The sequence below is a fragment of the Streptomyces sp. MK7 genome (genome assembly GCF_032658145.1).
Taxonomy (GTDB): Bacteria; Actinomycetota; Actinomycetes; order Streptomycetales; family Streptomycetaceae; genus Streptomyces; species Streptomyces spiralis.
Genome location: NZ_JAVACL010000014.1, coordinates 132340 through 154752, shown reverse-complemented (window position 1 = coordinate 154752; position 22413 = coordinate 132340). Strand labels below are relative to the sequence as shown.

Sequence of the window (22413 nt, the reverse complement as noted above, 5' to 3'; positions counted from 1 at the left end):
AACCGAGAGGCCAGTTTGCCTTGTTCATGGCAGATGCGTCAGCTGGGGGAGGCAGCGATCACAGGTCGAGGGGTGCGGCGTCACACGGTGCACACAACACCTCCCGCGTTCCCGCCTATTGCTGCTCCTGATGCGGCTCCGGCCCCAGGAAGACCGGGTTCGTGAAGGCCGCCATCACGCCCGGCAGCGGCCCCGCCGCCGTCTCGTGCCGCAGTTCCGCCCGGACGTACGCCGCGTAGGCCGGTGTGGTCCGCCACTCGACCATCCCGGAGCCGGAGACCGGGAACGGGTCGCTGGTCAGCAGCACTCCCTGGTCGGTCACCAGGCGGGTCGTGCAGCGCGGGACACCGGAGGCCTCCAGGCGGACCGTCACCGGGGTGTCCTCGGCGACCCGCAGCCGCTCCCCGATCCCGGCGTGCTCGCCGCCGTCGCCGCTCGCCGTGAAGGTGAGCGACACGTGCTGGGACTCGGCCACGTACGAGCGGCCCGCGCGGATGCCCTCCTGGATCGCCTCCCGGGTCAGGTCGTCGGCCAGGACGACCGTCTGGGGGGTGCCCACGGCGTCCGGAGGGCGGTGGGCGTCGCTGTTGCCCATCGCCGGAAGCCACTGCGGCCGGGGCTGCGCTCCCGCCAGCCCCTCCCGTCCCTGTCGCAGGGACGCCACCAGCATCGCGTCCCACGCCGCCAGCGCCATCTCGTCGTCGGGTGTGAACGGGCCGTTCCACACCTCCACCGCGTCCGCCTCCCCGAAACCGAACTTCCACGCGCAGCCGGTGCAGGTGGCGTGCGGATGGGCGGGGACGACCAGGCCACCGGCCCGGCGGATGTCGTGCGCGAAGCGGCCGAAGCGGTTGTCGCGTGCCCGGTAGCGCCAGTCCACGAAGGTGCCGGGTTCGGTGCCGAGGGCCAGTACGTGGCCGTTCCGGGTCGTCACCTCCTCGCCCAGCAGGATCAGCAGGTCGTCGCCCGCCTGGTCCGCCCAGTGCGGGTGGGAGGAGTTCGTGTTGTGCTCGGAGGTGTTGATGAAGTCCAGACCGGCCGCCCGCGCCAGCGCCGCGATCTCGGCCGGCGTGCGGCGGCCGTCGGAGTGCCAGGAGTGGAGGTGGCAGTCGCCCCGGTACCAGGCCCGGCCCCGGCCCCCGGCCCGGGCGGGCGGGTACACCGGGCGGGGGGCCCGGCCGGGCTCGCCGTGGGTGAGCGTGACGGTGATCTCGTACGACAGGCCCTGCGGCGCCACCGTGTAGGGGCCGAGCGCGATGTGCCAGGTGCCCGGGTCGACCGGCCCGGGGAGGTAGCCGGGGGTGGCGTCGTCCGCGCGGACGAAGAACTCCGAGCGCGCCCCGCCCGACCAGCCGCGGAAGCCACGGCCGCCGAGCCCGGTGCCGTGCGCGTCGAAGACGCCGATGTCCAGGGCGTTGCCGGGGGTGCCGGCCGGGACGGACGGTTTGTCGTAGGCGCAGGCGACCCGGATCTCCCGTACACCGGGCGGCACTTCGACGGGAACGTACACGTAGTCCGGTGAGCCGGCCGGCAGGGTGCCGCGGATCGTCCGGGTCCGCCGCTCGCCGCCCGCGGCTTCGGCGCCACTCGCGAAGGTCACGCTTCCCAACGTAGGCGCCGCGGCGGCACCCGTCATGAGCGGAGCGGTCTGCCGAGCGGCGGACACCGGGCCGTGGATCACCGCGATCGTATGCTCGGAGGATGACGACTTCCGCGGCCCCCGGAACCGGACCCACCGAGAACTCGCTGCGTCGCGCACTCAGGCGGGCCCGGGACGGCGTCGCCCTCGACGTCTCCGAGGCGGCCGTGTTGCTCCAGGCCCGCGGGGAGCACCTCGACGACCTCGCCGCCTCCGCCGCCCGGGTGCGGGACGCGGGGCTGGAGGCGGCCGGCCGCCCCGGTGTCATCACCTACTCCAAGAGCGTCTTCGTCCCGCTGACCCGGCTGTGCCGGGACAAGTGCCACTACTGCACCTTCGCCACCGTCCCCGGCAAGCTGCGCCGCGCCGGTCACGGGATGTTCATGTCCCCCGACGAGGTCCTCGACATCGCCCGCCGGGGCGCCGAACTGGGCTGCAAGGAAGCCCTGATCACCCTCGGCGACAAGCCCGAGGACCGCTGGCCCGAGGCGCGCGAGTGGCTCGACGCGCACGGCTACGACGACACCATCGCCTACGTCCGCGCCGTCTCCATCCGCATCCTGGAGGAGACGGGTCTCCTGCCGCACCTCAACCCGGGCGTGATGACCTGGACCGACTTCCAGCGCCTGAAGCCCGTCGCTCCGAGCATGGGCATGATGCTGGAGACGACGGCCGAGCGGCTGTGGTCCGAGCCCGGCGGTCCCCACCACGGCTCCCCGGACAAGGAACCCGCCGTACGGCTGCGGGTGCTGGAGGATGCCGGCCGTTCCTCCGTGCCGTTCACCTCCGGGATCCTGATCGGCATCGGCGAGACGTACGAGGAGCGCGCGGAGTCCCTCTTCGCCCTCCGCAAGGTCGCCCGAGCCCACCACGGCATCCAGGAGCTGATCATCCAGAACTTCCGCGCCAAGCCGGACACGGCGATGCGCGGCATGCCGGACGCGGAGCTGGACGACCTCGTCGCCACCATCGCCGTCGCCCGGCACATCCTGGGCCCCTCCGCCTGCCTCCAGGCCCCGCCCAACCTGGTGGACGCGGAGTACGAGCGCCTCATCGGCGCCGGCATCGACGACTGGGGCGGTGTCTCGCCGCTCACCATCGACCACGTCAACCCGGAGCGCCCCTGGCCGCGGATCGACCTCCTGCGCGAGCGCTCGGCCGCGGCCGGGTTCGCACTGCGCGAGCGCCTCTGCGTGTACCCGGAGTTCGTCAGGCGCGGCGAACCCTGGCTCGACCCGAGGCTGCGCCCGCACGTGAGCGCCCTGGCGGACCCGGAGACGGGCCTGGCCCGCGAGGACGCGACCGTCGAGGGCCGCCCCTGGCAGGAACCGGACGAGGCCTTCACCGCGAGTGGCCGCACCGACCTGCACCGCACCATCGACACCGAGGGCCGCACCGCCGACCGCCGGGACGACTTCGACGAGGTCTACGGCGACTGGGACGCCCTGCGCGAGGCGGCGGCCCCCGGCATGGCACCGGAGCGCATCGAGGCGGACGTACGGCAGGCGCTGCGCACGGCGGCCGACGACCCGACGCGCCTGACCGACGCCGAGGCCCTGGCGCTGCTGCACGCGGACGGCCCGGCGCTGGACGCGCTGTGCGAGGTCGCGGACGACGTACGGAAGTCGGCGGTGGGCGACCAAGTGACGTACATCGTCACGCGGAACATCAACTTCACCAACGTCTGCTACACCGGCTGCCGTTTCTGCGCGTTCGCGCAGCGCAGGACGGACGCCGACGCCTACACCCTCTCCCTGGGGCAGGTCGCGGACCGGGCGCAACAGGCCTGGGACGTGGGCGCGGTGGAGGTCTGCATGCAGGGCGGCATCCACCCGGACCTGCCCGGCACGGCGTACTTCGACATCGCCAGGGCGGTGAAGGAGCGCGTCCCCGGGATGCATGTGCACGCCTTCTCGCCGATGGAGGTGGTGAACGGTGCGACCCGCACCGGCATGTCGATCCGCGAGTGGCTGACGGAGGCGAAGGCGGCGGGCCTGGACACCATCCCCGGCACGGCCGCGGAGATCCTCGACGACGAGGTCCGCTGGGTGCTGACCAAGGGCAAGCTGCCGACGGCGACCTGGATCGAGGTGGTGACGACCGCGCACGAGCTGGGCATCAGGTCGTCCTCCACGATGATGTACGGCCACGTCGACCAGCCCCGCCACTGGCTCGGGCACCTGCGGACCCTGTCCCGCGTCCAGCAGGAAACGGGCGGTTTCACGGAGTTCGTGACGCTCCCCTTCATCCACACCAACGCCCCGGTCTACCTGGCGGGCATCGCCCGTCCCGGCCCGAGCGCGCGGGACAACCGGGCGGTGACGGCGATGGCCCGCCTGCTGCTGCACCCGCACATCCCGAACATCCAGACGAGCTGGGTGAAACTGGGCACGGAGGGCGCGGCAGAGATGCTCCGCTCCGGCGCGAACGACCTGGGCGGCACCCTGATGGAGGAGACGATCTCCAGGATGGCGGGCTCGTCGTACGGCTCGTACAAGTCGGTCAAGGACCTGGTGGCGGTGGCCGCGGCGGCCGGGCGGCCCGCGAAGCCGCGGACGACCACCTACGGTGAGGTCCCCGAGGAGCGGCAGCGCGTGGCGGCGGCTTCCGACGGTCATCTGCCGGAACTGCTTCCGGTGCTGGACTGAACGGTGCCGCACCGGTGGGGGAGGCGGCCCACAGTACGATGATCCGGCTGTTGCGGGGGCGAGTAGCTGAGTAGCCGAGGAGATGCGTGCCCATGCCTGCCCGAATACCCTCGTGGGCCTGGGTCAGCGGCCTGACCGCGGGGGCGGTCGCCGTGGTCGTGGTACTGGCGGTACAGGCCGACCAGGGCCCGCACCCCCTGGCCACGGCCGCCCACCCGCGCACCTCGGCCTCGGCGGGCGCGCATCCGTCGGCCGCTCCCCCCAAGCACACCGCGCCGCCGGCGGTTCCGGCCTCCTCGGGAACGGGTCGCCGCATCGTCTACTCGCTGGGCCAGAAGCGCGTGTGGCTGGTCGACGCGAGCGACAAGCCGACCCGCACCTTCCCGGTCTGGCCGGGCACGGTGAGCCCGAACCCCGGCGCCTACGCGATCTCCCAGCGCGTGGCCGCCACCACCGGGTCCGACGGGGTTCACATCGAGCACATCACGTACTTCGCGGGCAAGTCGGGCGTCTTCATCGCCTTCAGCAACGCCGTGGACGGCTCCTCGCCCCCGCCTGCCGCCTCCGGCACCAAGACGGGCGGCATCCGCACGGCCAAGGCCGACGGGGCCGCGCTGTGGGCGTTCGCGCCGAAGGGGACGAGGGTCGTGGTCGTCCGGTAGCGGCGCGGCGCGCCGCGCCCGGCCCGGACGCCGAGCGCGACCGCATCGCTCCCCCACCTGGCGGCGATCGCCACGGCCCGCGACGCCGTCCAGGGGCGTTACGCGCTGTGAGCGGCAAGGGCCCGGTCGGGTGTGCCCGTCCGCCACTCGAACGGTCCGTTCCCCTTCGATTACAGTGCTGGCGTGGTGCGTACGGACGGTGCCGTGAGGGAGGTCGGGGTGACTGCGACGTCCGGTGCCGTCTGGGGGCGCGGCGAGCAGCAGGACTTCCGGAGCCGGGTGCGGGGCACGCTGCTCGGGGTGGCCCTGGGCGACACGCTCGGGTCGCCGGTGGACGGGCTGGGCCTCGACGCGATCCGGGAGGCGCACGGCCCCGAGGGGGTCGTGGACCTGGTGCCCGCGCACGGGCGGCGCGGTGCCGTCACGCACTTCACCCAGCTCACGCTCTTCTCCGTCGACGGTCTGATCCGGGCGCAGGTGCGGCGCGACACCGGCGCCTGGCATCCGCCGACCGATGTGCACCGGGCCTACCTGCGGTGGGCGGCGACCCAGCGGGACTGGGGGCCCGACGAGCGCCGCAAGGACGACGGATGGCTGGCCCGCGAGGAGTGGCTGTACGCCCGCAGGGATCCGGCGCGGGCGCTGCTCGTCGGGCTCGCGGACGACACCATGGGCACCTTGGACGTCCCCAGGAATCCCGGGGAGGCCGGACCGGAGGCGGCCGCCCGGTCCGCGCCGTTCGGGCTGCTCGTCGGGTGGGAGCCGCAGCTGGTGGTGCAGCTGGCCGTGGAGTGCGCCGCACAGACCCACGGGCATCCGACCGCCTGTCTCGCGGCGGGGGCGTACGCCGTGATCGTGCACGGTCTCGCCCGGGGTGACGGGCTCGACGGCGCCGTGCAGAAGGCGCTGGCGCTGCTCGCCGTACGGCCCGGGCACGAGCCGGTGTCGGACGCCCTCCAGCACGCGCTGGGCGCGGTGCGCCAGGGCATGCCCACCCCGGCCCGGGTGGAGGAGCTGGCGGGGGCGGGTACGGCGGAGGGGCTGCTGGCCGTCGCCGTGTACTGCGCGCTCGTCGGCGAGGACGTACGGCACGGGTTGTACCTGGCCGTGAACCAGAGCGGTCCCTCGGGTGCGGCGGGCGCCCTCGCCGGCGGGCTGCTCGGTGCCCTGCACGGCGAGACGGCCCTCCCGCCGGCCTGGCTGGCCGAGCTGGAGGGCCGTCCCACCCTGCTGGTCCTCGCGGACGACTTCGCGATGGAGATGACCCAGGGGCCCGCGCTGCACGGGCCCGCCGGGTCGGCTCCGGGCTGGCTGGCCAGGTACCCGCGCGGGGCCTGAGAGGTCCTCGGGCGGCACGGGCCTGAAGAGTCCTACGACGGCTGAGTGCCCACCACGTCGTCGCCCGCGCCGGCCTGTGCCGGGACCGCCACCGCGCCCGCCGAGGTGCCGTCGCCGTCCCCGTCCCCGTCGGTGTTGACCCGCTCGATGATCGCGAGCCGTTCGGGGGTGTCCTCCGGCCTGACGTAGCCGATGACGATGTAGAGAACCAGGGACACCGCGAGCGGCACCGACACCTGGTACTGCAGCGGTACACCGCCGTCGACGCTCCAGTTGATCGGGTAGTTCACCAGCCAGAAGGCCAGCAGCCCGGCGGCCCAGCTGGTGAGCGCGGCCGTCGGGCCGGAGCGGCGGAACGTGCGGAGCAGGCCGAGCATCATCGGGATGGCGATCGGGCCCATCAGGCCCGCGACCCACTTGATGACGACCGTGATGATGTCCTTGAAGGTGGGCGAGTCGACCTGGGTGGCGACCGCCATCGACAGACCGAGGAAGACCACCGTCGTCACCCGGGCGGCGACCAGGCCGCTGCGCTCGCCCCAGGCCCGCGCCCGCCGCGACAGCACCGGGGCCACGTCCCGGGTGAAGACGGCCGCGATGGCGTTGGCGTCGGAGGAGCACATGGCCATCGTGTGGGAGAAGAAGCCCACGATGACCAGGCCCAGCAGGCCGTGCGGAAGGAGCTGCTCGGTCATCAGGGCGTAGGAGTCGGAGCCGTCCGGCTTCTGCGCGTGCACCAGCAGCGGGGACATCCACATCGGGAAGAAGAGGACGACCGGCCAGACGAGCCACAGGATCGCCGACAGTCGGGCCGAGCGTTCGGCCTGGCGGGCGCTGCCCGTCGCCATGTAGCGCTGGGCCTGGTTGAGCATGCCGCCGTTGTACTCGAAGAGCTTGATGAACAGGAACGCCAGCAGGAAGACGGTGCCGTAGGGGCCGACCAGGGGCTTTCCGTGGCCGTGCAGGGCCGGTTCGTCCCAGGCGCCGAGGAAGCCGATGCCCTTGTCGTTCAGCTTCAGGACGACCGCCACGAACATCGACAGGCCGGCCAGCAACTGGATGACGAACTGGCCGAGTTCGGTCAGCGCGTCCGCCCACAGGCCGCCGATGGTGCAGTACACGGCGGTGATCGCGCCGGTGATGAGGATGCCCTGGTTGAGGCTCACGCCGGTGAACACGGACAGCAGGGTCGCGATCGCGGCCCACTTGGCGCCCACGTCCACGATCTTCAGCAGCATCCCGGACCAGGCGAGCGCCTGCTGGGTGGAGAGGTTGTAGCGGTTCTTCAGGTACTCCAGCGGTGAGGCCACATGCAGGCGGGAGCGCAGCCGGTTGATGCGCGGCGCGAACAGTCTCGAGCCGATGGCGATGCCCAGCGCGATCGGGAACGACCAGGTGATGAAGGACGTGACGCCGTAGGTGTAGGCGATGCCCGCGTACCCGGTGAACATCACCGCGCTGTAGCCGGACATGTGGTGCGAGATGCCGGACAGCCACCAGGGCATCTTGCCGCCCGCGGTGAAGAAGTCGCTGACGTCGTCCACCCGCTTGTGCGACCAGAGGCCGATCGCGACCATCACGCCGAAGTAGCCGATGAGCACGGCCCAGTCGAGACTGTTCATGTGCCCCCTTCCAGGGTCCGCCTTGTGAACTCCACTCAGCTGGTTGGCACTTCGCCTGAGCGGGGTAGGGGCGAGGAAGGCCGCGAAGTGCCCGCTCATCGTGGGTGGGGTTACGCGGGCACGACAAGGAAGCGTGAGGTCAAGAGCGAGTAAAAATGTTCTGGCTGGTGACCTTGGTTCAGCTACATGAACGAATTGAGTAGATGGCGGGGGGGAAGGGGATCACAGGTGGGAGGAGGGATCCGGACGGGAGGGGGAGTCGGAGGAGGAGCTGAAGGGTGTGCGGAAACGCGGAGAGCCCCCTCGGCAAGGACGGCGAACTGGTCGAGGGGGCTCTGGGCGAGGCGCTCGGTGTGTCCGGAGCGCCTGCCGTGCTGATTCGGTTGTCGGTCCGGTGATCGCGGCGGCGGGGGGAGGATCAGGGAGATCCTCCCGTTCACGCCTTGATCGATGCCACGAAGGAGTTCCACGCATCGGCCGGGAAGCCGAGCACCGGGCCCTCGGGGACCTTGGAGTCCCGGACCGCCATGGCCGCGACCACCGGTGACTTGACCTCGACGCATGCGCCGTTGCCCGTGGAGTACGAGGACTTGGTCCACGTCTCCGTGGCGCCCTGACGAATTGCCATTTCTGCTCCGGATTGCCTGTGGAGTGGTTGAGTTGCTGTCACCGCACGACGCGTTCGGCAGGAACCCACAGCGCGGTTTTCGCCAACGGTGTTGCTCGATGGCGTGATCGACGCTACCCGCCACACTCCGCGGCCGACGCGGCCATTCACTCGTCCGGATGGCATATTCCAGCGGGTCTTCCCTCCGTAAGTGGTGAGGGTGTACGGTGCCCGCCTCTCAGCCTGTGTACCCCGCGTACTCCTTCGCGATGCCGGCGATGAACTGGCGCGACTGCTCCACGTTCAGCGCCTGCGCCCGCAGGTGCTCGTACATCACGCTGTACTTCTGGACGTCGTTCGCCTTCTCCAGGTACAGGTCGCTGGTGACACCCTCGATGTAGACCACGCTGGAGTCGGCCGCGTCCGGGAACTCCAGGATGGCGTACTGGCCGTTGAGACCCGGGTGCGCGCCCATGTCGAAGGGGATGACCTGTACGGTCACGTGCGGCAGCTGCGACTGCTCGACCAGGTGCTCCAACTGCTCCCGCATCAGCGAGCGGTTGCCGACGGTCCGGCGCAGGGCGGCCTCGTCGAGGACGGTCCACAGGCGCAGCGGGTTCTCCGTGGCGGAGATTCGTTCCTGCCGACGCATCCGGACCTGGACCCGTTTGTCGATGTCGGCGGGCGCCGTCTCCGGCAGCGCGCCGGCGATCAGGGCCTCCGCGTACTGACGCGTCTGGAGCAGGCCGGGGACGACCTGGGGGTCGTACACCCGTAGGCTCGCCGCGTCCGTCTCCAGGCCGATGTAGACGCTGTAGGGGATGTCGCCGAACGAGTGCCACCAGCCCTGCTGGCGCGAGTCCTTGGCCATCTGCATCAGCGAGTCCACGATCCGGTGGTCCTCCACCTCGTAGACCCCGCACAGGTCACGGACGTCGCGCTGGCTGATGCTGCGCCGGCCGTTCTCCAGACGGCTGATCTTCGACTGCGACACCAGCAGTCGCTCCGCCACTTCCTCGGCCGTCATGCCCTTGAGCTCGCGGAGCCTGCGCAGCTCCTGGCCCAGCCGGCGCCGCCTGACGGTGGGATTGACATTGGACGCCACGGGACGTGCACCTCCGGCTGCATGCCTCTACTTTGCGTATCTGCTGCTGAGCAGACTGCCACCAAGGTGCTTTCTACCGCTGGGAAACGCCGGATATGCGGCGGCCGCGGGCCGGTTCGGACGTCGGTGCGCGCCGGTGGGCGGTCGAGCGGGGTGGCGAGACCGTACGATCTCGCCACCCCGCTCGAACCAGCGGCTCCCGAACCGGGTCTGGGGACGTGCGGTGCGGCGTTCGTGCGCTGCGGTTCGTGCGCTGTCGTGCTGGTGAGCTGTGCTGCCGTGCTGCCGTGCTGCCGTGCTGTCGTGCTGCGGTGCGCTGTCGTGCTGTGGGCCGCGGTGCTCGGGCGCTGTGGTGCCGCGTCCGTGCTCCGCTGTGCGGGTGCGCTGCGGTCCGCGTGCCCTGGTGTGCGTGCGCGCGGTCTCAGTGGGCCACGGCACGCGCCATGGATCCGCGGCGCGGCTGCATCGGAACGCCCCGGGCGGGTTCCTGCGCGGGCCTGGCTCCGGCGGTGGCCTGACGGCCCGCCGGTCCCGGGCTGCGGCGCGGCTGGGCCGCCACACCGTTCTGGACGTCCATCACCGCGTGCGCCACGAGGCCGCCCATGGGGTCGTGCCTGATCAGGTCCCGCAGCCGGGAACGGGACGAGCGGCCCTCGTTGCCCGGATACAGGTGCTTGCCGAGGCCGACCGCGTGCGCCAGCGCGGCGAGCGCCGCCGTCCGCGGGTCCGGCGGCACGCCGGTGCGGATCGCGGAATCCAGCCGGGCCCTGATCTCACGGCTGATGGCGGTGTCCGTCGCCTGGTAGCGAGTGGTCGGCAGCACCCCGCACATCTGACCCGGCACGGCGGCCACCATGCCGCACCGCTCCAGATGCGAGAGATAGGTCTGGCGGAGCCCGAGACGCGGCCCGCCGATCCAGTGGACCGCCCGTACCGGAGCGCCGCGCCTTCGCAGCAACTCCAACGCGCAGTCCAGAGTCGGATCTCCTGTCGGCCGTGGCACCACCACGGCGATACGATCCCCGTCTGGGGCTATCCGTCCGGCCAGCGCCAGCTCCACTAGCTGTGCTCCGGCCAGACCGAGGTCGAGCGACTGCGGCTGCGCAGTGGTACCCGTGGCCGGGTCCAGTGCCAGCAGCAGAAGCTCCTCCGGAAGTGTTCTGCGGCTCCTGCCCATCCATGCCTCCCCGCGTGGATGAATGACAGGGTGACCCCTCTCACATTGGTCTGTCGAGGGTGCGTGACCTGTTCGTAGTGGAACCGGTAGGTATGTCGTTCTCGTCTTCCGCGTGGGTTTGGCCCGTACACAGGACACTGGTACATGGTTCGGACAGCGGTACGGCACGCGGGACGTGCGGCACATGGAGGAGGCATCGGTGGCGGGCGAGTCCCCCGACAGGTCGAAGCAGCGCGAGTCGTCGGCAGAACCGACGTCGGGGAGCGCGGGTCCGGTTCCCGAGGCCAGGGGCGAGGCGCGTGATGTTCGCGATCCTCGGCTCGCGCCGGCGGGGGAGTCCGGTACGTCCGAGAGTCACGGCGGCGTGGATACGGCCACGCGGGTGCTCTCCGTAAGGGATCTGGTGACGGATGCCGAGGAGGACTCGGCGGAGGCTGCACAGTCCGAGAAGTCTGAGAACTCCGAGAAATCCGATAAGCCTGAAAAGGTAGAAGGCTCGAAAATGCCCGAATCGGGCGAGGAGGTCGGGAACTCGGCCGAATCCGCCGACGCCGAGGCTGAGGACGGCGCCGAGGCCGGGGACGACCGGGCGGCGGCCTCGGACGAGGGTGACGACACGAACGAGGACGGCGCGGACGACGGCGAGCGGGCCGACGTGGAGGGTGACGCCCGTCTGCGCGCGGCCGTGGCCGCGTGGGTGGGCTCCGCGGACGCCAAGAAGGGCACGGGCGACGCCGAGAAGGCGAAGAAGACGGCCGAGAAGCCCGAACCGAAGTCCACCGAGGACGCTCCGGAAGCCGAAGCCGAAGCCGAAGCCGAAGCCGGAACCGAGGTCGGCGACGACGCGGCGCGGGGCAAGGACACGTCCGAGTCCAAGCCCGAACGCGCGCCCGAGCCCGAGCCCGCGCCCAAGAGCGAGCCCAAGCCCGAGCCCCCCGTCGACCAGCCCACCGCCGTCTTCAAGGCACCCCGGCCCAAGCCGGCCGTCGACCAGCCCACCACCATGCTCAAGCTGGGCGGCGGGAAGAAGGGCGACGCGAAGGCCGGCAAGGAGAGCGGCGAGCAGAAGCCGGCCCCCGAGGCCGGCGAGTCCGACGTCGAACGCACCAGCAAGTTCATCGCGCTCAAGCCGCTCGACGCGCCGGAGACCCGCAAACCGCAGCCGAGGCCGCAGACGCCGTCGCAGCCGAAGCCGCAACCACAACCGCGACCGCGGTCGAAGCCGGCACCCAGCCCGGCGCAGCCGCAGCCGCAGCCGCAGCAGCAGCCGAGGCCGCGACCCGGGGCCCGGCCCCCCGCCGCCCCGACCGGTCTGACCGGTCTGACCGGTCTGGAGCGCACCACCCAGCAGCCCCTGCCGCCCAAGCCGCCACTGGACCTGCTGGCCGAGCTGACGAACACTCCGCCGCCGCCGGAGACGCCGCTGCGCACCGTGGCGCGCCGGGTGAAGATCTGGACGCCGCTGGTCGTGCTCCTCGCGATCGTCTTTGCGATCGTGCAGGCCGTGCGCCCGCTGCCGTCCCCCACTCTGACGCTCACCGCGAAGGACAGCTACAGCTTCGACGGCGACAGGGTGAGCCTGCCCTGGCCGAGCGAGGGGCAGGGCTGGATGGACGGCGAGGGCATCGGCACGATGGACCACTTCGGCAACCAGACTCCGGTGGCCATCGGTTCGGTGGCCAAGACCATGACCGCGTACATCATCCTCCGGGACCACCCGCTGAAGCCGGGTCAGGAAGGCCCGAAGATCAAGGTCGACGCGACGGCGGAGAAGGAGGGCGGCTACTACAAGGCCGGCGAGTCCACGCTCAACACCGTCAAGGCGGGCGACTTCCTGACCGAGAAGCAGGCCCTGTCGGCCGTCATGATCCCGTCCGCGAACAACATCGCGCGGCTGCTGGCGCGTTGGGACGCGGGCTCCGAGGCGGCGTTCGTCAAGAAGATGAACGACACCGCCAAGGAGCTGGGGATGACCGGCACGACGTACACCGACCCCTCGGGCCTGAAGGAGACCACCGTCTCCACGGCGCAGGACCAGGTGAAGCTCGGCAACGAGGTCGTGAAGATCCCGGCCCTGATCGCCATCACCCGCGCGGCCAGCTGGACGGACCCCTCCGGCCACAACTGGCGGAACTACAACGATCTGCCGTTCCGGATGGGCGCGATCGGCATCAAGACCGGCACCACCACGGCGGCCGGCGGCAACCTGCTGTTCGCGGCCCGCAAGAACGTCGACGGCCAGAGCGTCACCGTCGTCGGCGCGATCCTCGGCCAGCACAAGCCGTCGATCCTGGACACGGTCAACACGGTCAGCAGGACCGCGCTTCAGGCCGCCGAGGACGCGCTGACCTCGGCGAAGATCCTGAAGAAGGGCGATGTCGTCGGGTACGTCGACGACCAGCTCGGCGGCCGCACCCCGGTCGTGATCACCGAGGACGTCACGGCGGTCGGCTGGGCCGGGCTGAAGGTCGAGCTGTCCCTGACCGTCGGCCGCCTGCCGCACTCCGCGAAGGCCGGCACCAAGGTGGGCACGCTCACCGTCGGTGACGGCGCGCAGGGAGCGGTACGGGTACCGGTGGCCCTGCGGAACGACCTCGCCGAGCCCGGCTTCGCGGAGAAGCTGACCCGCATCGGCTGACGCGCCGGACATCCGGCGCACCCCGCACCCCGTCGGGAAGCCCCACCCGGGAGCTCCCCGGCGGGGTGCGTGCTAGCGTCACGAATCGGGGCACGTCGCCGGTCGCGAGGCGCGGCCGCGAACAGGAGACGGGACACGGGGAGTGCCTTCAGGTGGCCACTGCGGAGCCGACACGCGCCGACGACGCCGAGCGGGGACCGGGAGCCGGCCCGCGAATAGGTTCGTCCACGACTGACGCCGGCCGCGACCGCGCCCGGGCCGCGGTGGCGGCGTTGCGGGAGCGGATGCTGCGGCACCCCGCCCTGTCGATCACCGGCATGGCCGGAGTGCTGCACATCGTCTGGTTCTTCACGTTCGCCAACAGCGGCGGCGACCTCGCGGCGCAGGACGCGTGGGCGGAGTTCGTCGGCCGGCACCCGGACTCGGCGTACAACCTCGCCTGGTACGGCGGCATGCACCCGGTGTCGTACAGCATGGTCTCGCCGTATCTGATGTCGGTGCTCGGTGTCCGTACGACGATGATGATCGCGGGCACGGTCTCCGCGGGCCTGCTGACGCTGGTCCTCATCCGCAGCCGCTCGGTCAGGAACCCCCTGTGGGCGGCGCTGGCCGGGGTCTTCGGGCTGCTGTGCAACGCGGTGTCGGGCCGGGTGACGTTCGGGCTGGGCACGATGTTCGCGCTGGGCGCGCTGGCCGCCGTGTTCTGCTGGCCGTACCGCTGGCGCCACAAACGCTGGGCGAAGGCGCTGGTCGCCGCCCCGCTGGCGGCGCTCGCGACCATGGCCTCGCCGGTCGCGGGCCTGTTCGTGGGACTGATCGCGGTGGCCCTGTTCCTGCAGAAGCGCCGCCCGGGTGCCTGGGCGCTCGGCGTGGCGCCGACCGCGGTGGTGGCCGTCTCGGCGCTGCTGTTCCCCTTCTCCGGCACCCAGCCCATGACGTTCGGCTCGGTGATCCTGCCGCTGGTGTACGCCGTCCTCGCCGCCGTCCTCGTCCCCCGGCAGTGGAAGACGGTCCGGATCACCTCCTGGGTCTACGCCCTGTCGGTCGTCGGGGTCTGGCTGATCAGCTCCCAGATCGGCTCCAACATCACCCGGCTGGCGATGCTGTTCGCCGGGGTGGTGCTGGTGGCGGTGCTGCCCTTCAAGATCCCGCGCTCGCGCGAGTGGTACACCGTCGTGCTGGCCCTGGTCGGCTTCGTCGGCTGGATCGGCTTCAAGACGGTCGACGACATCGTCCACACGGCACCCGCCGCGTCCTGGTCGCGGGAGCTCGCGCCCCTGGTCAACCAGTTGCAGAAGGTCGGCGCGGAGAAGGGACGCGTGGAGGTGGTCCCGGCCAGCTCCCACCGCGAGGCCTCCGCGCTGGCGCCGTACGTCAACCTGGCCCGAGGCTGGAACCGCCAGGCCGACATGCAGCGCAACCCGCTCTTCTACGACGACACGCTCAACTCGGCGAACTACCACGAGTGGCTCCAGCGCTGGGCGGTGCACTACGTGGTGCTGCCCAAGGACGAGCCCGACGGTGACGGCGGGCATCGCGAGCGTGCCCTGGTGCAGCGGGGCATGCCGTATCTGCGGCAGATCTGGGGCGACGCCAACTGGCAGCTGTTCAAGGTGACCGACCCCAAGCCGCTCGCCGAGCCCAACGCGGTCGTCGACCGCGCCGAGCAGGGCGAGCTGATCATCGAGGTGCGCGAGCCGGGCCGGATCCTCATCCGCATCCCGTACTCGCCGTGGCTCAGCCTCGTCGACGAGCGCGGCAAGAGCCTCAAACCCCCCCAGGAGACCGACGCCTCCAAGCACCGCGCCCAGGGCACCCCGAAGACCTACGACAACCTCAACGGCTGCCTCGCCCAGGCCCCGGAGGACGTCAAGGGCGACAAGTGGACGACACTGCTCGCGCCGCGGGCGGGCACGTACCGCCTGGCGGCCCCGTACCAGCTTCCCCGGGGCACGCCGTGCCCGGACCAACTGAAGTGAGGCGACGGGCGCAAGGCCGCCAGGCGGATGCGCCCGGTGGGTCGCGTCTGGTGGATGCGCCTGGTGGCTCGCGCCCGGTGGGCTGCGGGCTCAGCCGGCCAGCTGGGCCTCGACGGCCGTGACGATCTCGGTCGCCTCCGGATCGGTCTGCGGAGAGAAACGGGCGACGACCTGGCCGTCCCGCCCGAGCAGGAACTTCTCGAAGTTCCAGCGGATGTCGCCGCTGTGTCCGTCGGCGTCGGCGAAGCCGGTCAGGCGGTCGTAGAGCGGGTGCCGGCCGTCCCCGTTGACCTCGACCTTCTCGGTCATCGGGAAGGTGACGCCGTACGTCGCCGAGCAGAACTCGGCGATCTCCTCGGCGCTGCCCGGCTCCTGCCCCATGAACTGGTTGCACGGCACCCCGAGCACGGTGAAGCCCCGAGCCGCGTACTTCTCGTGCAGGCGTTCGAGGCCGGCGTACTGCGGGGTCAGCCCGCACCGGGAGGCGACGTTCACGATGAGGACGGCCTGTCCCGCGTACTGCGGGAGGTTCGCGGAGCCGCCCTGGAGGGCGCCGATCTCCACGTCGAGGGGAGAGGCGCCGTTGCTGTCTGCAGTCGTCATGGGCGGATGCTAACCGTTCCTAGTCAGTGAGCAGGAGTGGGTCTTGGACCCATGCCTGGTCGCTGCGGGTATCCCGAACGGTTCTGGATGCCCTGGTCGCCCGCTTTCGCTCCGCGTCCGGTGACACGGATCGTGTCCGTGTTCCGGGGATGCGGGGGCGGGGTTCCTCACGCCCTCGGGCATCCGGTCGGGCCTGGACGGTCCGATGCCCGCGACGATCACTCCGGTCGTCGCGGGGCGGTGCCGTCCGTCGCCGGATCGGGTGCCCGAGGGCGCGCCTGCCGATCGCCACGGCTGCCGCATGGTGGCGGGTGGCCTTCTTGTTCTGGCTGGCCAGGGGCTGTTGCCAGTGCTGGGCGCCCCACCTGCTGGTGTAGGCCGGGTCGACAGCGAGGACAGGGACGCCGAGTTCGGCCGCCATGCTGACGAGCCGGGCTCGCAGCCTGGAAACGGGCATGCCGGAGATCAGCTTGCGGAACCTCTTGCGCCGGCCGTGCTTCTCCCGGAGCTTGGCCGCTGCGAAGTCGAGATCCTCGACGCCGATGGCCAGGTTGTGACGCTTGGCGAAGTGCAGCAGCCGGATGAGGGCGTGGCGGACCTGGGCGTCGCGGTGGGTGGCGGTGCCGGACAGGTCGTAGCCGAACCGCAGCGGGGCGCCGACCGGGTTGCCGTGGGCGTCGAGGCGCCAGGCGGCCAGGTGGTCGGCGTTGGTGTCGACCCCGACCATCCCCCGCGCGCGGGCCGCCGCCAGCGGTACCGTGACGGCCGGCGGGAGGGTCCAGGAAGCGGTGAGGTACCAGCGCCCGCGCACCGGGTCTTCGTGGATGCGGTAGGCGACGGCCCGGTTGGAGGTGACCCGGTCGCGCCACTGCTCGCCCCGGTGCGCGAACGATGCCCGGGCGGTGAGCACGTACCGGCCGTGCGGGGCGTTGGCCAGGTGCGCCAATGGGGCGGGGAGTTTGATCGAGACCTCGCCGTCCGGGGTGACGCGGACGGTCTCGTTGCCGTAGCGCTTGCCGGACTCGCCGTCCGCCTGGAGGAACCGGCGCCCGGCCTGCCATCGCCGGCGCCACTCCGGCTCGGTGAGCTGGGCGGCATCGAGGTGGTGGCGGGTGTTCAGCAACTGCTTGCCGCCGCGCACCACGCGCACGACACCGGCCGCCCACTCGGCCCGCGCCGCCTCCAACCGGTCGGCGAGGACATGCAGACGGCGGGTCTTGACGAACCACTCCTGCCTGCTGCGGTAGCCGCCCGGAGTGCCTTTGCTGCCTTTCTCCCCGACCGGGAGGGACAGCCGGTGCGTGATGGTGCGCACAGCGGCTTGCAGGCCGTGGATGTGTGCGAGGTGTCCGCGTCGGGCCAGCGCCCACTGGTGATGACTGGCCTTCGTGATCGCCCCGGCCCAGCGCGACGACGATTCCTGGGTGAGGGCGCGCTTGCGCTCGGCCCACTGCTCGCTGTCGTGGTCCGGTCCGGCCGCGCACCGTGCCTTGAGATCACGGGAGGCGAGCGAACCAAGATGGCCGCCGACCAGTCGCAGCACCCTTTCGTCCGTGGCGCTTAGGCCCTTGAGCCGGTCACGGACCGCGACCCCCGAGGGGCCGGGCACCACGAACGGCGCTGCCACCTCCCGCAGACCACCCACCCCTTCACCCCCGGCACGGTGTCGAAGAAACCCGTCACCACTCCCAACGACCACCACCGACGATGGTCACGCATTCGATGCAGGAATCTCTGTTCCAGGCCGGAGGCGTGTCCGTCCTCGCCGAGCTCACTTCCGCGTGTCAGAACACGCTCCTGTGCCCTCGACTGCCACCTGTTCACAACCCCGGCGGAGGTCCGGCCGGCGGGCCGCCTCGACGAGAACCCGGCCCGGCCCCGTCCGGGAGTACAGCACCGAACGGCCGGCCCTGCGCCGCTCCACCAGCCCCGCGTCCAGCAGGACCTTCAGGTGGCGGCCGACCGATCCCAGGCCCTGGCCGGTCACGGCGGTCAGCTGGGTGGTGCTCAGCGGTGTGTCGAGCAGGACCAGCACCTGGGCGCGGGCGCCGCCCAGCAGTGCGCCCAGGCCCGCCGGGACGGCGGCCCGCCCGACCCCGCTGCCGGCGAGGGCGCCCGAGCACCCGTAGACGACGGCGTACCGGCGGTCGGACTCCTCCCACGACACCCAGCCGGTCTGCGGCGTGACGGGCACGAAGACGAGCTGGGCGCCGGAGACCTCGCGCGGCGGATACTCGTGCGCGTTGACCTGGAGCCGGTTCTCGCCCAGCCAGCGCGTCCCCGGCCGCAGCGCGTCCAGGACGGCCGCCCAGCCGCCCCGGCTCACCTGCGCGGTCCGCGCGACGACATCGGCCTCCAGGACGCGCCGCCGCCGGACCCAGTGGGGCCGTACGGCATCCGTCCAGACGTACTCCAGGAGCCGGGCCGCGCGCTCGGGCAGGTCGTCCCGCTCCAGCGCGGCCGGCAGCGGCCCGGCGAGCGAGACCCGCAGATTCGCGCGGGCCTCGGCCGGATCGGCCGCGCGCACCCGGGCGACGCCGTCCTCGAAACCCTCGTCGTCCCGTGGCGTGGGTGTGAGGAAGTCGGCGATCCAGTCCCGGCCGATGCCGGCCCGTACGAGCAGCGCGGTGACGGGATCGGCAGCGAGGCGCTGCCGGTAGGCGGGCAGGTGGTCGCGCAGCCAGGCATGCTCGCCCGGATGCCTTCCCACGCCCATGTGCAGCAGCTTCAGGCTCGCGAAGGTCTCGGCGAGCGGCGAGAGCACGAACCGGCTCCCGGCGAGCGTGTCGGCGTTCACCTGCCACCAGCCCACGAGTCCTCCCTCCGGACGGGTTCCGTACCTTTCGCGGGTGCGCGAAACAATAACGACCGGTGCCGGGCCGGCCCGAGACTCCGGCGCATGCGCAGCTACCAGGATCTGTTCCGCACCCCGGAGTTCACCCCGCTCTTCCTGTCCTCCGCCGCCCAGACCGTGGCCCAGACGGTGAGCGGACTGGCGCTCGGCACACTGGTGTACCGGGCCACGGACTCGCCGCTGCTGTCCGCGGTGAGCATGTTCGGCCCCTCGATCGCCCAGGTGCTGGGCGCGACCCTCTTCCTCTCGGGTGCGGACCGGCTGCCGCCGCGCCGGGCGCTGGCGGGCATTGCGCTGGCCTTCGCGGCCGGTACGGCGGTGCTGGCGCTGCCCGGCCTGCCGGTGTGGGCGGTCTTCGCCGTCGTCCTCGCCCAGGGGCTGGTCGCGTCCCTGGGCGGAGGGGTGCGGTGGGGCCTGCTGAACGAGATCCTCTCCAGCGGCGACGGCGACGGCGACGGCGACGGCGGGGGAGGGGGCAAGGGAGGGGGCGACGGCTATCTGCTCGGTCGTTCGGTGTTCAACATGATGAGCGGGATCATGCAGATCACCGGATACGCGACGGGCGGCGTACTGGTGGCGGTGCTGTCACCGCGCGTCTCGCTGCTGCTCGCGGCGGTGCTGTTCGCGGTGGCGGCGGGGGTCCTCCGCCTGGGCCTGAGCCGCCGCCCGCCCCGCTCCTCCGGCCGCACGTCCGTCTCGGCGACCTGGCGCGCCAACGCCCGCCTGTGGTCGGACCGCCCGCGCCGGCTGACGTACCTGGGCCTGTGGCTCCCCAACGGGCTGGTCGTCGGCTGCGAGTCGCTGTACGTGTCGTACGCCCCGAGCGCGGCCGGCACGCTGTTCGCCTGCGCGGCCCTGGGGATGCTGGCCGGCGACCTGACGGTGGGCCGCCTGCTGCCGCCCGCCGTACGCCGCCGGGTGGCCACGCCACTGCTGTTGCTGCTGGCCGGGCCGTATCTGCTCTTCGTCCTGCACCCGCCCGTGCCGGTGGCGGCCTGCCTGGTGGCACTCGCCTCCGCGGGCTTCGGCGCGAGCCTGGTGCAGCAGGAGCGACTGATGACACTGACCCCTGGCGAACTGAGCGGCCACGCCCTCGGGCTGCACTCCGCGGGCATGCTCACCCTCCAGGGCGTGAGCGCGTCGCTGGCGGGCTCGGTGGCCCAGGTCACCTCGCCCGCGGCGGCGATGACGGTGATGGCGCTGGCGTCCACCGGGGTGACCCTGACACTGGCCGCGGCCGCACGCCGGACGAAGGCCACGGCACCACGGCCGGCACCGCAGGTGCCGTAGGTGCCGTGCGGCTGCCGCACGAAACCGGCGGAGCGCGGCGAGACGTCTGAGGTGCCCGTGGGGGGCATGGCGGGCCCCGGACCCCGACCCCGACCCCGACCACGCCGCCCTGCCACGGAAGCGGACGCCGCCCTGACACGACCGCCGGAGTTCACCCGTCCGGCCGTCTCCCGCTGGTGACGGGGCTCCCCCACGCACACGGTGGACGCATCCGACCCCAGGGAGGACGACGCCATGACGCAGCAGCCGACAACGCCGCAACACCTTCCCCCCGACGCCCATGCCGGCGCCAAGGGCGCGACCAGCCCGTGGGCGGCCGGCGGCACGGTGTTCGCCGGGGTCGTACTCCTGGTGGACGGCCTGCTGAACATCCTCAAGGGCATCTCGGCCATCGCGTCCGACGACATCTACGCCCGCATCAACAACTACGTCTACCGGTTCAACCTGACCGGGTGGGGCTGGGTCCTCGTGATCCTGGGCCTGATCGCCGTCATCACCGGCCTCGGCCTCCTCACGGACGCACTGTGGGCCCGCGTCCTGGGCGTGTTCATGGCCTCCCTCAGCCTGGTCGCCAACTTCCTCTGGCTCCCCCACCTCCCCCTGTGGGCCATCATCTCCATCGCCCTGGACACCTGGGTCATCTGGGCCCTGACCGCCCACCGCTCCCCACGCACAACGGCCCTGTGACACCGGGCAGCACACGCCTCCGTCAGCCGCCGCGGACCCGTTCGTCCCTCTTCCCCCCGGCCCTCGACATCCACGAGTGACACCCCCACCGAGCGAGCGCCCCGACCCCCAGCGAGACAAGAACGGCACCCCAGTCGACGACATGCGGCATCCCCGGAAAGAAGGCGAAGAAGCACAGCGCCGCCACAACTCCACCGACGAACCACCCAACTCCGGCACGCCGTTGCCGCGCTTCCCGCACATGGTTCGACTGCTGCCGCCGCTGCTCGATCATGACCGACTCACTTCGTGATGTGATGGCACTGGCTCACCCGTCGCACCCCGTTGACGTAGAGGTGCGCACACGCCTTTCCATAACGAGGCAACGTCTGAGGAGAGTTGTTCCGCATCGGGTCGATCTTGCACTCGCTGTGCGTCCTGCCGCGGGAGGTGCGATACGTGCGGTTGTTGGTGTCGGCATAGCTGAAGTCGATGCGCCAGTTGCAGAAGCCGCTGCTGAGCGCCCCGACGAAGGCGCAGTCGACGCCGGCGTTCTGGTACGTGATCTTCCTTCCGCTGCCACGGATGACGTGGGTGAACATGCATCCCGTCGGCACCTTCATCGTCACGCCACCCACGCTGTACTCGAAGGTGCGTACCGGAGTCGATCCGATCGCGGTGGCATGTGCGCTCGTCGAAGCGGTCAGTACAAGGCTTCCTGCGGCGGCGAGGGTGGTGATGAGACGCGTGACGCGTGGCGTGATCAAGGTGATCCCCCTGTTGGTCCTCATGAGTGATGAGCACGATGAGTGATGAGCACCGGGGACAACTGCGGCAGGAGGCACCCGGTTGCCGGGTTCCGGGCCGATTCACCATCACAGGTGATCAAGTTATATGCATGCTGACCTGCAGAAACGTTCGCAGGGCGAGTGGGCTGGCACGCGCGGCTTCTGGTGCCGGCGGTCGCAGACGGCAAGCGGCCCGTGGCTCACCGGAGGGGTGAGCCACGGGCCGTGCTGCGGGCGGTTGGTTCGGGTGGTGGTGCGATCGGGCGGTGGGTCAGGGCGCCGCTTGTGCGGGGCTGACGCCGGTCAGGCGTAGACGCGTTCCACGAACTGGGCGAGCTGGTCGTCGCTCAGCTGCAGGGCCAGGTCGTGCTCGCTGATCATGCCGACCAGGCGCTTGTTGTCGTCGATGACCGGGAGCCGGCGGATCTGGTGGCTCTCCATCTCCCGGAGCACGTCCTCGACGGTCGCGTCGGTGCTGATCCAGCGCGGGGTGCCCTGGCACAGGTCACCGGCGGTGACGCGCGAGGGGTCGCGCCCCGCGGCGATACAGCGGACCACGATGTCGCGGTCGGTGATGATGCCGCACATGCGCTCGCCGGGGTCCCTCGGGTCGCTCACGGGCAGAGCGCCCACCCCGAGTTCCCGCATGAGCTGTGCGGCCCTGTCCAACGTCTCGGTGGCAGGGATCCACCGTGCTCCGTGGTGCATGATGTCGGCTGCCGTGGTCATGAAGCGTTCCTCCTGCCGGCTCGGTCGGTCTCATCCTCCGCAGCCCCGCATCCCACGGCGACCGATGG

General features: G+C 71.5%; 18 protein-coding genes. 8 read left to right on the top strand and 10 right to left on the bottom strand.

What is annotated here, in order from left to right:
- Positions 1 to 115 precede the first annotated feature (115 nt).
- Positions 116 to 1636, bottom strand: a complete 1521-nt coding sequence (locus tag R2S09_RS18195; RefSeq protein ID WP_316742053.1) for a CehA/McbA family metallohydrolase — start codon at positions 1634 to 1636, stop codon at positions 116 to 118.
- A gap of 65 nt (positions 1637 to 1701) precedes the next feature.
- Between R2S09_RS18195 and R2S09_RS18190 the strand changes: the two genes are divergently transcribed.
- From R2S09_RS18190 to R2S09_RS18180, 3 genes are all read left to right on the top strand, one after another.
- Entirely contained in the window at positions 1702 to 4287 is a 2586-nt protein-coding gene (locus R2S09_RS18190) for a bifunctional FO biosynthesis protein CofGH (RefSeq protein WP_316742051.1), read from the top strand.
- A 92-nt stretch (positions 4288 to 4379) separates the two neighbouring features.
- On the top strand, positions 4380 to 4949 hold the full coding sequence (locus R2S09_RS18185; RefSeq protein WP_316742049.1) for a L,D-transpeptidase: 570 nt from the start codon (positions 4380 to 4382) through the stop codon (positions 4947 to 4949).
- Between the two features lie 219 nt (positions 4950 to 5168).
- Positions 5169 to 6287 carry an ADP-ribosylglycohydrolase family protein gene (locus R2S09_RS18180; RefSeq protein WP_306186572.1) on the top strand — a complete coding sequence of 373 codons (1119 nt, stop codon included), beginning with the start codon at positions 5169 to 5171 and terminating at the stop codon, positions 6285 to 6287.
- A 32-nt stretch (positions 6288 to 6319) separates the two neighbouring features.
- On the opposite strand, the gene R2S09_RS18175 is transcribed toward R2S09_RS18180, so the two are convergent.
- The 4 genes from R2S09_RS18175 to R2S09_RS18160 all read right to left on the bottom strand — a co-directional run bounded on the left by R2S09_RS18175 (position 6320) and on the right by R2S09_RS18160 (position 10798).
- The gene (locus R2S09_RS18175) at positions 6320 to 7909 is read right to left on the bottom strand and encodes a sodium:solute symporter family protein (protein WP_306186571.1); all 1590 of its coding nucleotides are present in this window, start codon (positions 7907 to 7909) and stop codon (positions 6320 to 6322) included.
- Positions 7910 to 8345: 436 nt separating this feature from the next.
- Positions 8346 to 8537: a DUF397 domain-containing protein gene (locus R2S09_RS18170; protein ID WP_030165206.1), complete on the bottom strand. Its 192-nt coding sequence runs from the start codon at positions 8535 to 8537 to the stop codon at positions 8346 to 8348.
- A 217-nt stretch (positions 8538 to 8754) separates the two neighbouring features.
- Positions 8755 to 9621 carry a helix-turn-helix transcriptional regulator gene (locus R2S09_RS18165; protein ID WP_306186570.1) on the bottom strand — a complete coding sequence of 289 codons (867 nt, stop codon included), beginning with the start codon at positions 9619 to 9621 and terminating at the stop codon, positions 8755 to 8757.
- A gap of 421 nt (positions 9622 to 10042) precedes the next feature.
- Positions 10043 to 10798, bottom strand: coding sequence for a GPP34 family phosphoprotein (locus tag R2S09_RS18160; protein ID WP_306186568.1), 756 nt, complete (start codon positions 10796 to 10798; stop codon positions 10043 to 10045).
- A 184-nt stretch (positions 10799 to 10982) separates the two neighbouring features.
- Here R2S09_RS18160 and R2S09_RS18155 point away from each other — a divergent pair, with 184 nt between their 5' ends.
- Together R2S09_RS18155 and R2S09_RS18150 are read left to right on the top strand one after the other, a co-directional pair.
- Positions 10983 to 13436 (top strand): D-alanyl-D-alanine carboxypeptidase, encoded by a 2454-nt coding sequence (locus R2S09_RS18155; protein ID WP_316742046.1) that lies wholly within the window; start codon positions 10983 to 10985, stop codon positions 13434 to 13436.
- A 152-nt stretch (positions 13437 to 13588) separates the two neighbouring features.
- Complete coding sequence (locus R2S09_RS18150; protein WP_316742045.1) at positions 13589 to 15415, top strand: MFS transporter; 1827 nt, start codon at positions 13589 to 13591, stop codon at positions 15413 to 15415.
- A gap of 90 nt (positions 15416 to 15505) precedes the next feature.
- Here the strand turns inward: R2S09_RS18150 and R2S09_RS18145 are convergent, their stop codons facing one another.
- From R2S09_RS18145 to R2S09_RS18135, 3 genes are all read right to left on the bottom strand, one after another.
- On the bottom strand, positions 15506 to 16018 hold the full coding sequence (locus R2S09_RS18145) for a glutathione peroxidase (RefSeq protein WP_316742043.1): 513 nt from the start codon (positions 16016 to 16018) through the stop codon (positions 15506 to 15508).
- A 19-nt stretch (positions 16019 to 16037) separates the two neighbouring features.
- Positions 16038 to 17663: a transposase gene (locus R2S09_RS18140; protein WP_316742041.1), complete on the bottom strand. Its 1626-nt coding sequence runs from the start codon at positions 17661 to 17663 to the stop codon at positions 16038 to 16040.
- 126 nt (positions 17664 to 17789) lie between these two features.
- Positions 17790 to 18830: a helix-turn-helix domain-containing protein gene (locus tag R2S09_RS18135; RefSeq protein ID WP_316742039.1), complete on the bottom strand. Its 1041-nt coding sequence runs from the start codon at positions 18828 to 18830 to the stop codon at positions 17790 to 17792.
- Positions 18831 to 18917: 87 nt separating this feature from the next.
- Here R2S09_RS18135 and R2S09_RS18130 point away from each other — a divergent pair, with 87 nt between their 5' ends.
- Both R2S09_RS18130 and R2S09_RS18125 read left to right on the top strand, forming a co-directional pair.
- On the top strand, positions 18918 to 20162 hold the full coding sequence (locus tag R2S09_RS18130) for an MFS transporter (RefSeq protein ID WP_316742037.1): 1245 nt from the start codon (positions 18918 to 18920) through the stop codon (positions 20160 to 20162).
- Between the two features lie 234 nt (positions 20163 to 20396).
- Positions 20397 to 20849 carry a hypothetical protein gene (locus R2S09_RS18125; RefSeq protein ID WP_306186556.1) on the top strand — a complete coding sequence of 151 codons (453 nt, stop codon included), beginning with the start codon at positions 20397 to 20399 and terminating at the stop codon, positions 20847 to 20849.
- Between the two features lie 281 nt (positions 20850 to 21130).
- Here the strand turns inward: R2S09_RS18125 and R2S09_RS18120 are convergent, their stop codons facing one another.
- Positions 21131 to 21430, bottom strand: a complete 300-nt coding sequence (locus tag R2S09_RS18120) for a hypothetical protein (RefSeq protein WP_306186555.1) — start codon at positions 21428 to 21430, stop codon at positions 21131 to 21133.
- On the opposite strand from R2S09_RS18120, the gene R2S09_RS18115 reads away from it, so the two are divergent.
- Positions 21423 to 21641 carry a hypothetical protein gene (locus R2S09_RS18115; protein ID WP_306186553.1) on the top strand — a complete coding sequence of 73 codons (219 nt, stop codon included), beginning with the start codon at positions 21423 to 21425 and terminating at the stop codon, positions 21639 to 21641. The two genes, R2S09_RS18120 and R2S09_RS18115, sit on opposite strands and share 8 nt — an antisense overlap.
- 278 nt (positions 21642 to 21919) lie before the next feature.
- Here R2S09_RS18115 and R2S09_RS18110 read toward each other — a convergent pair whose 3' ends face one another.
- Complete coding sequence (locus tag R2S09_RS18110) at positions 21920 to 22345, bottom strand: CBS domain-containing protein (RefSeq protein WP_306186551.1); 426 nt, start codon at positions 22343 to 22345, stop codon at positions 21920 to 21922.
- Positions 22346 to 22413: the final 68 nt, after the last annotated feature.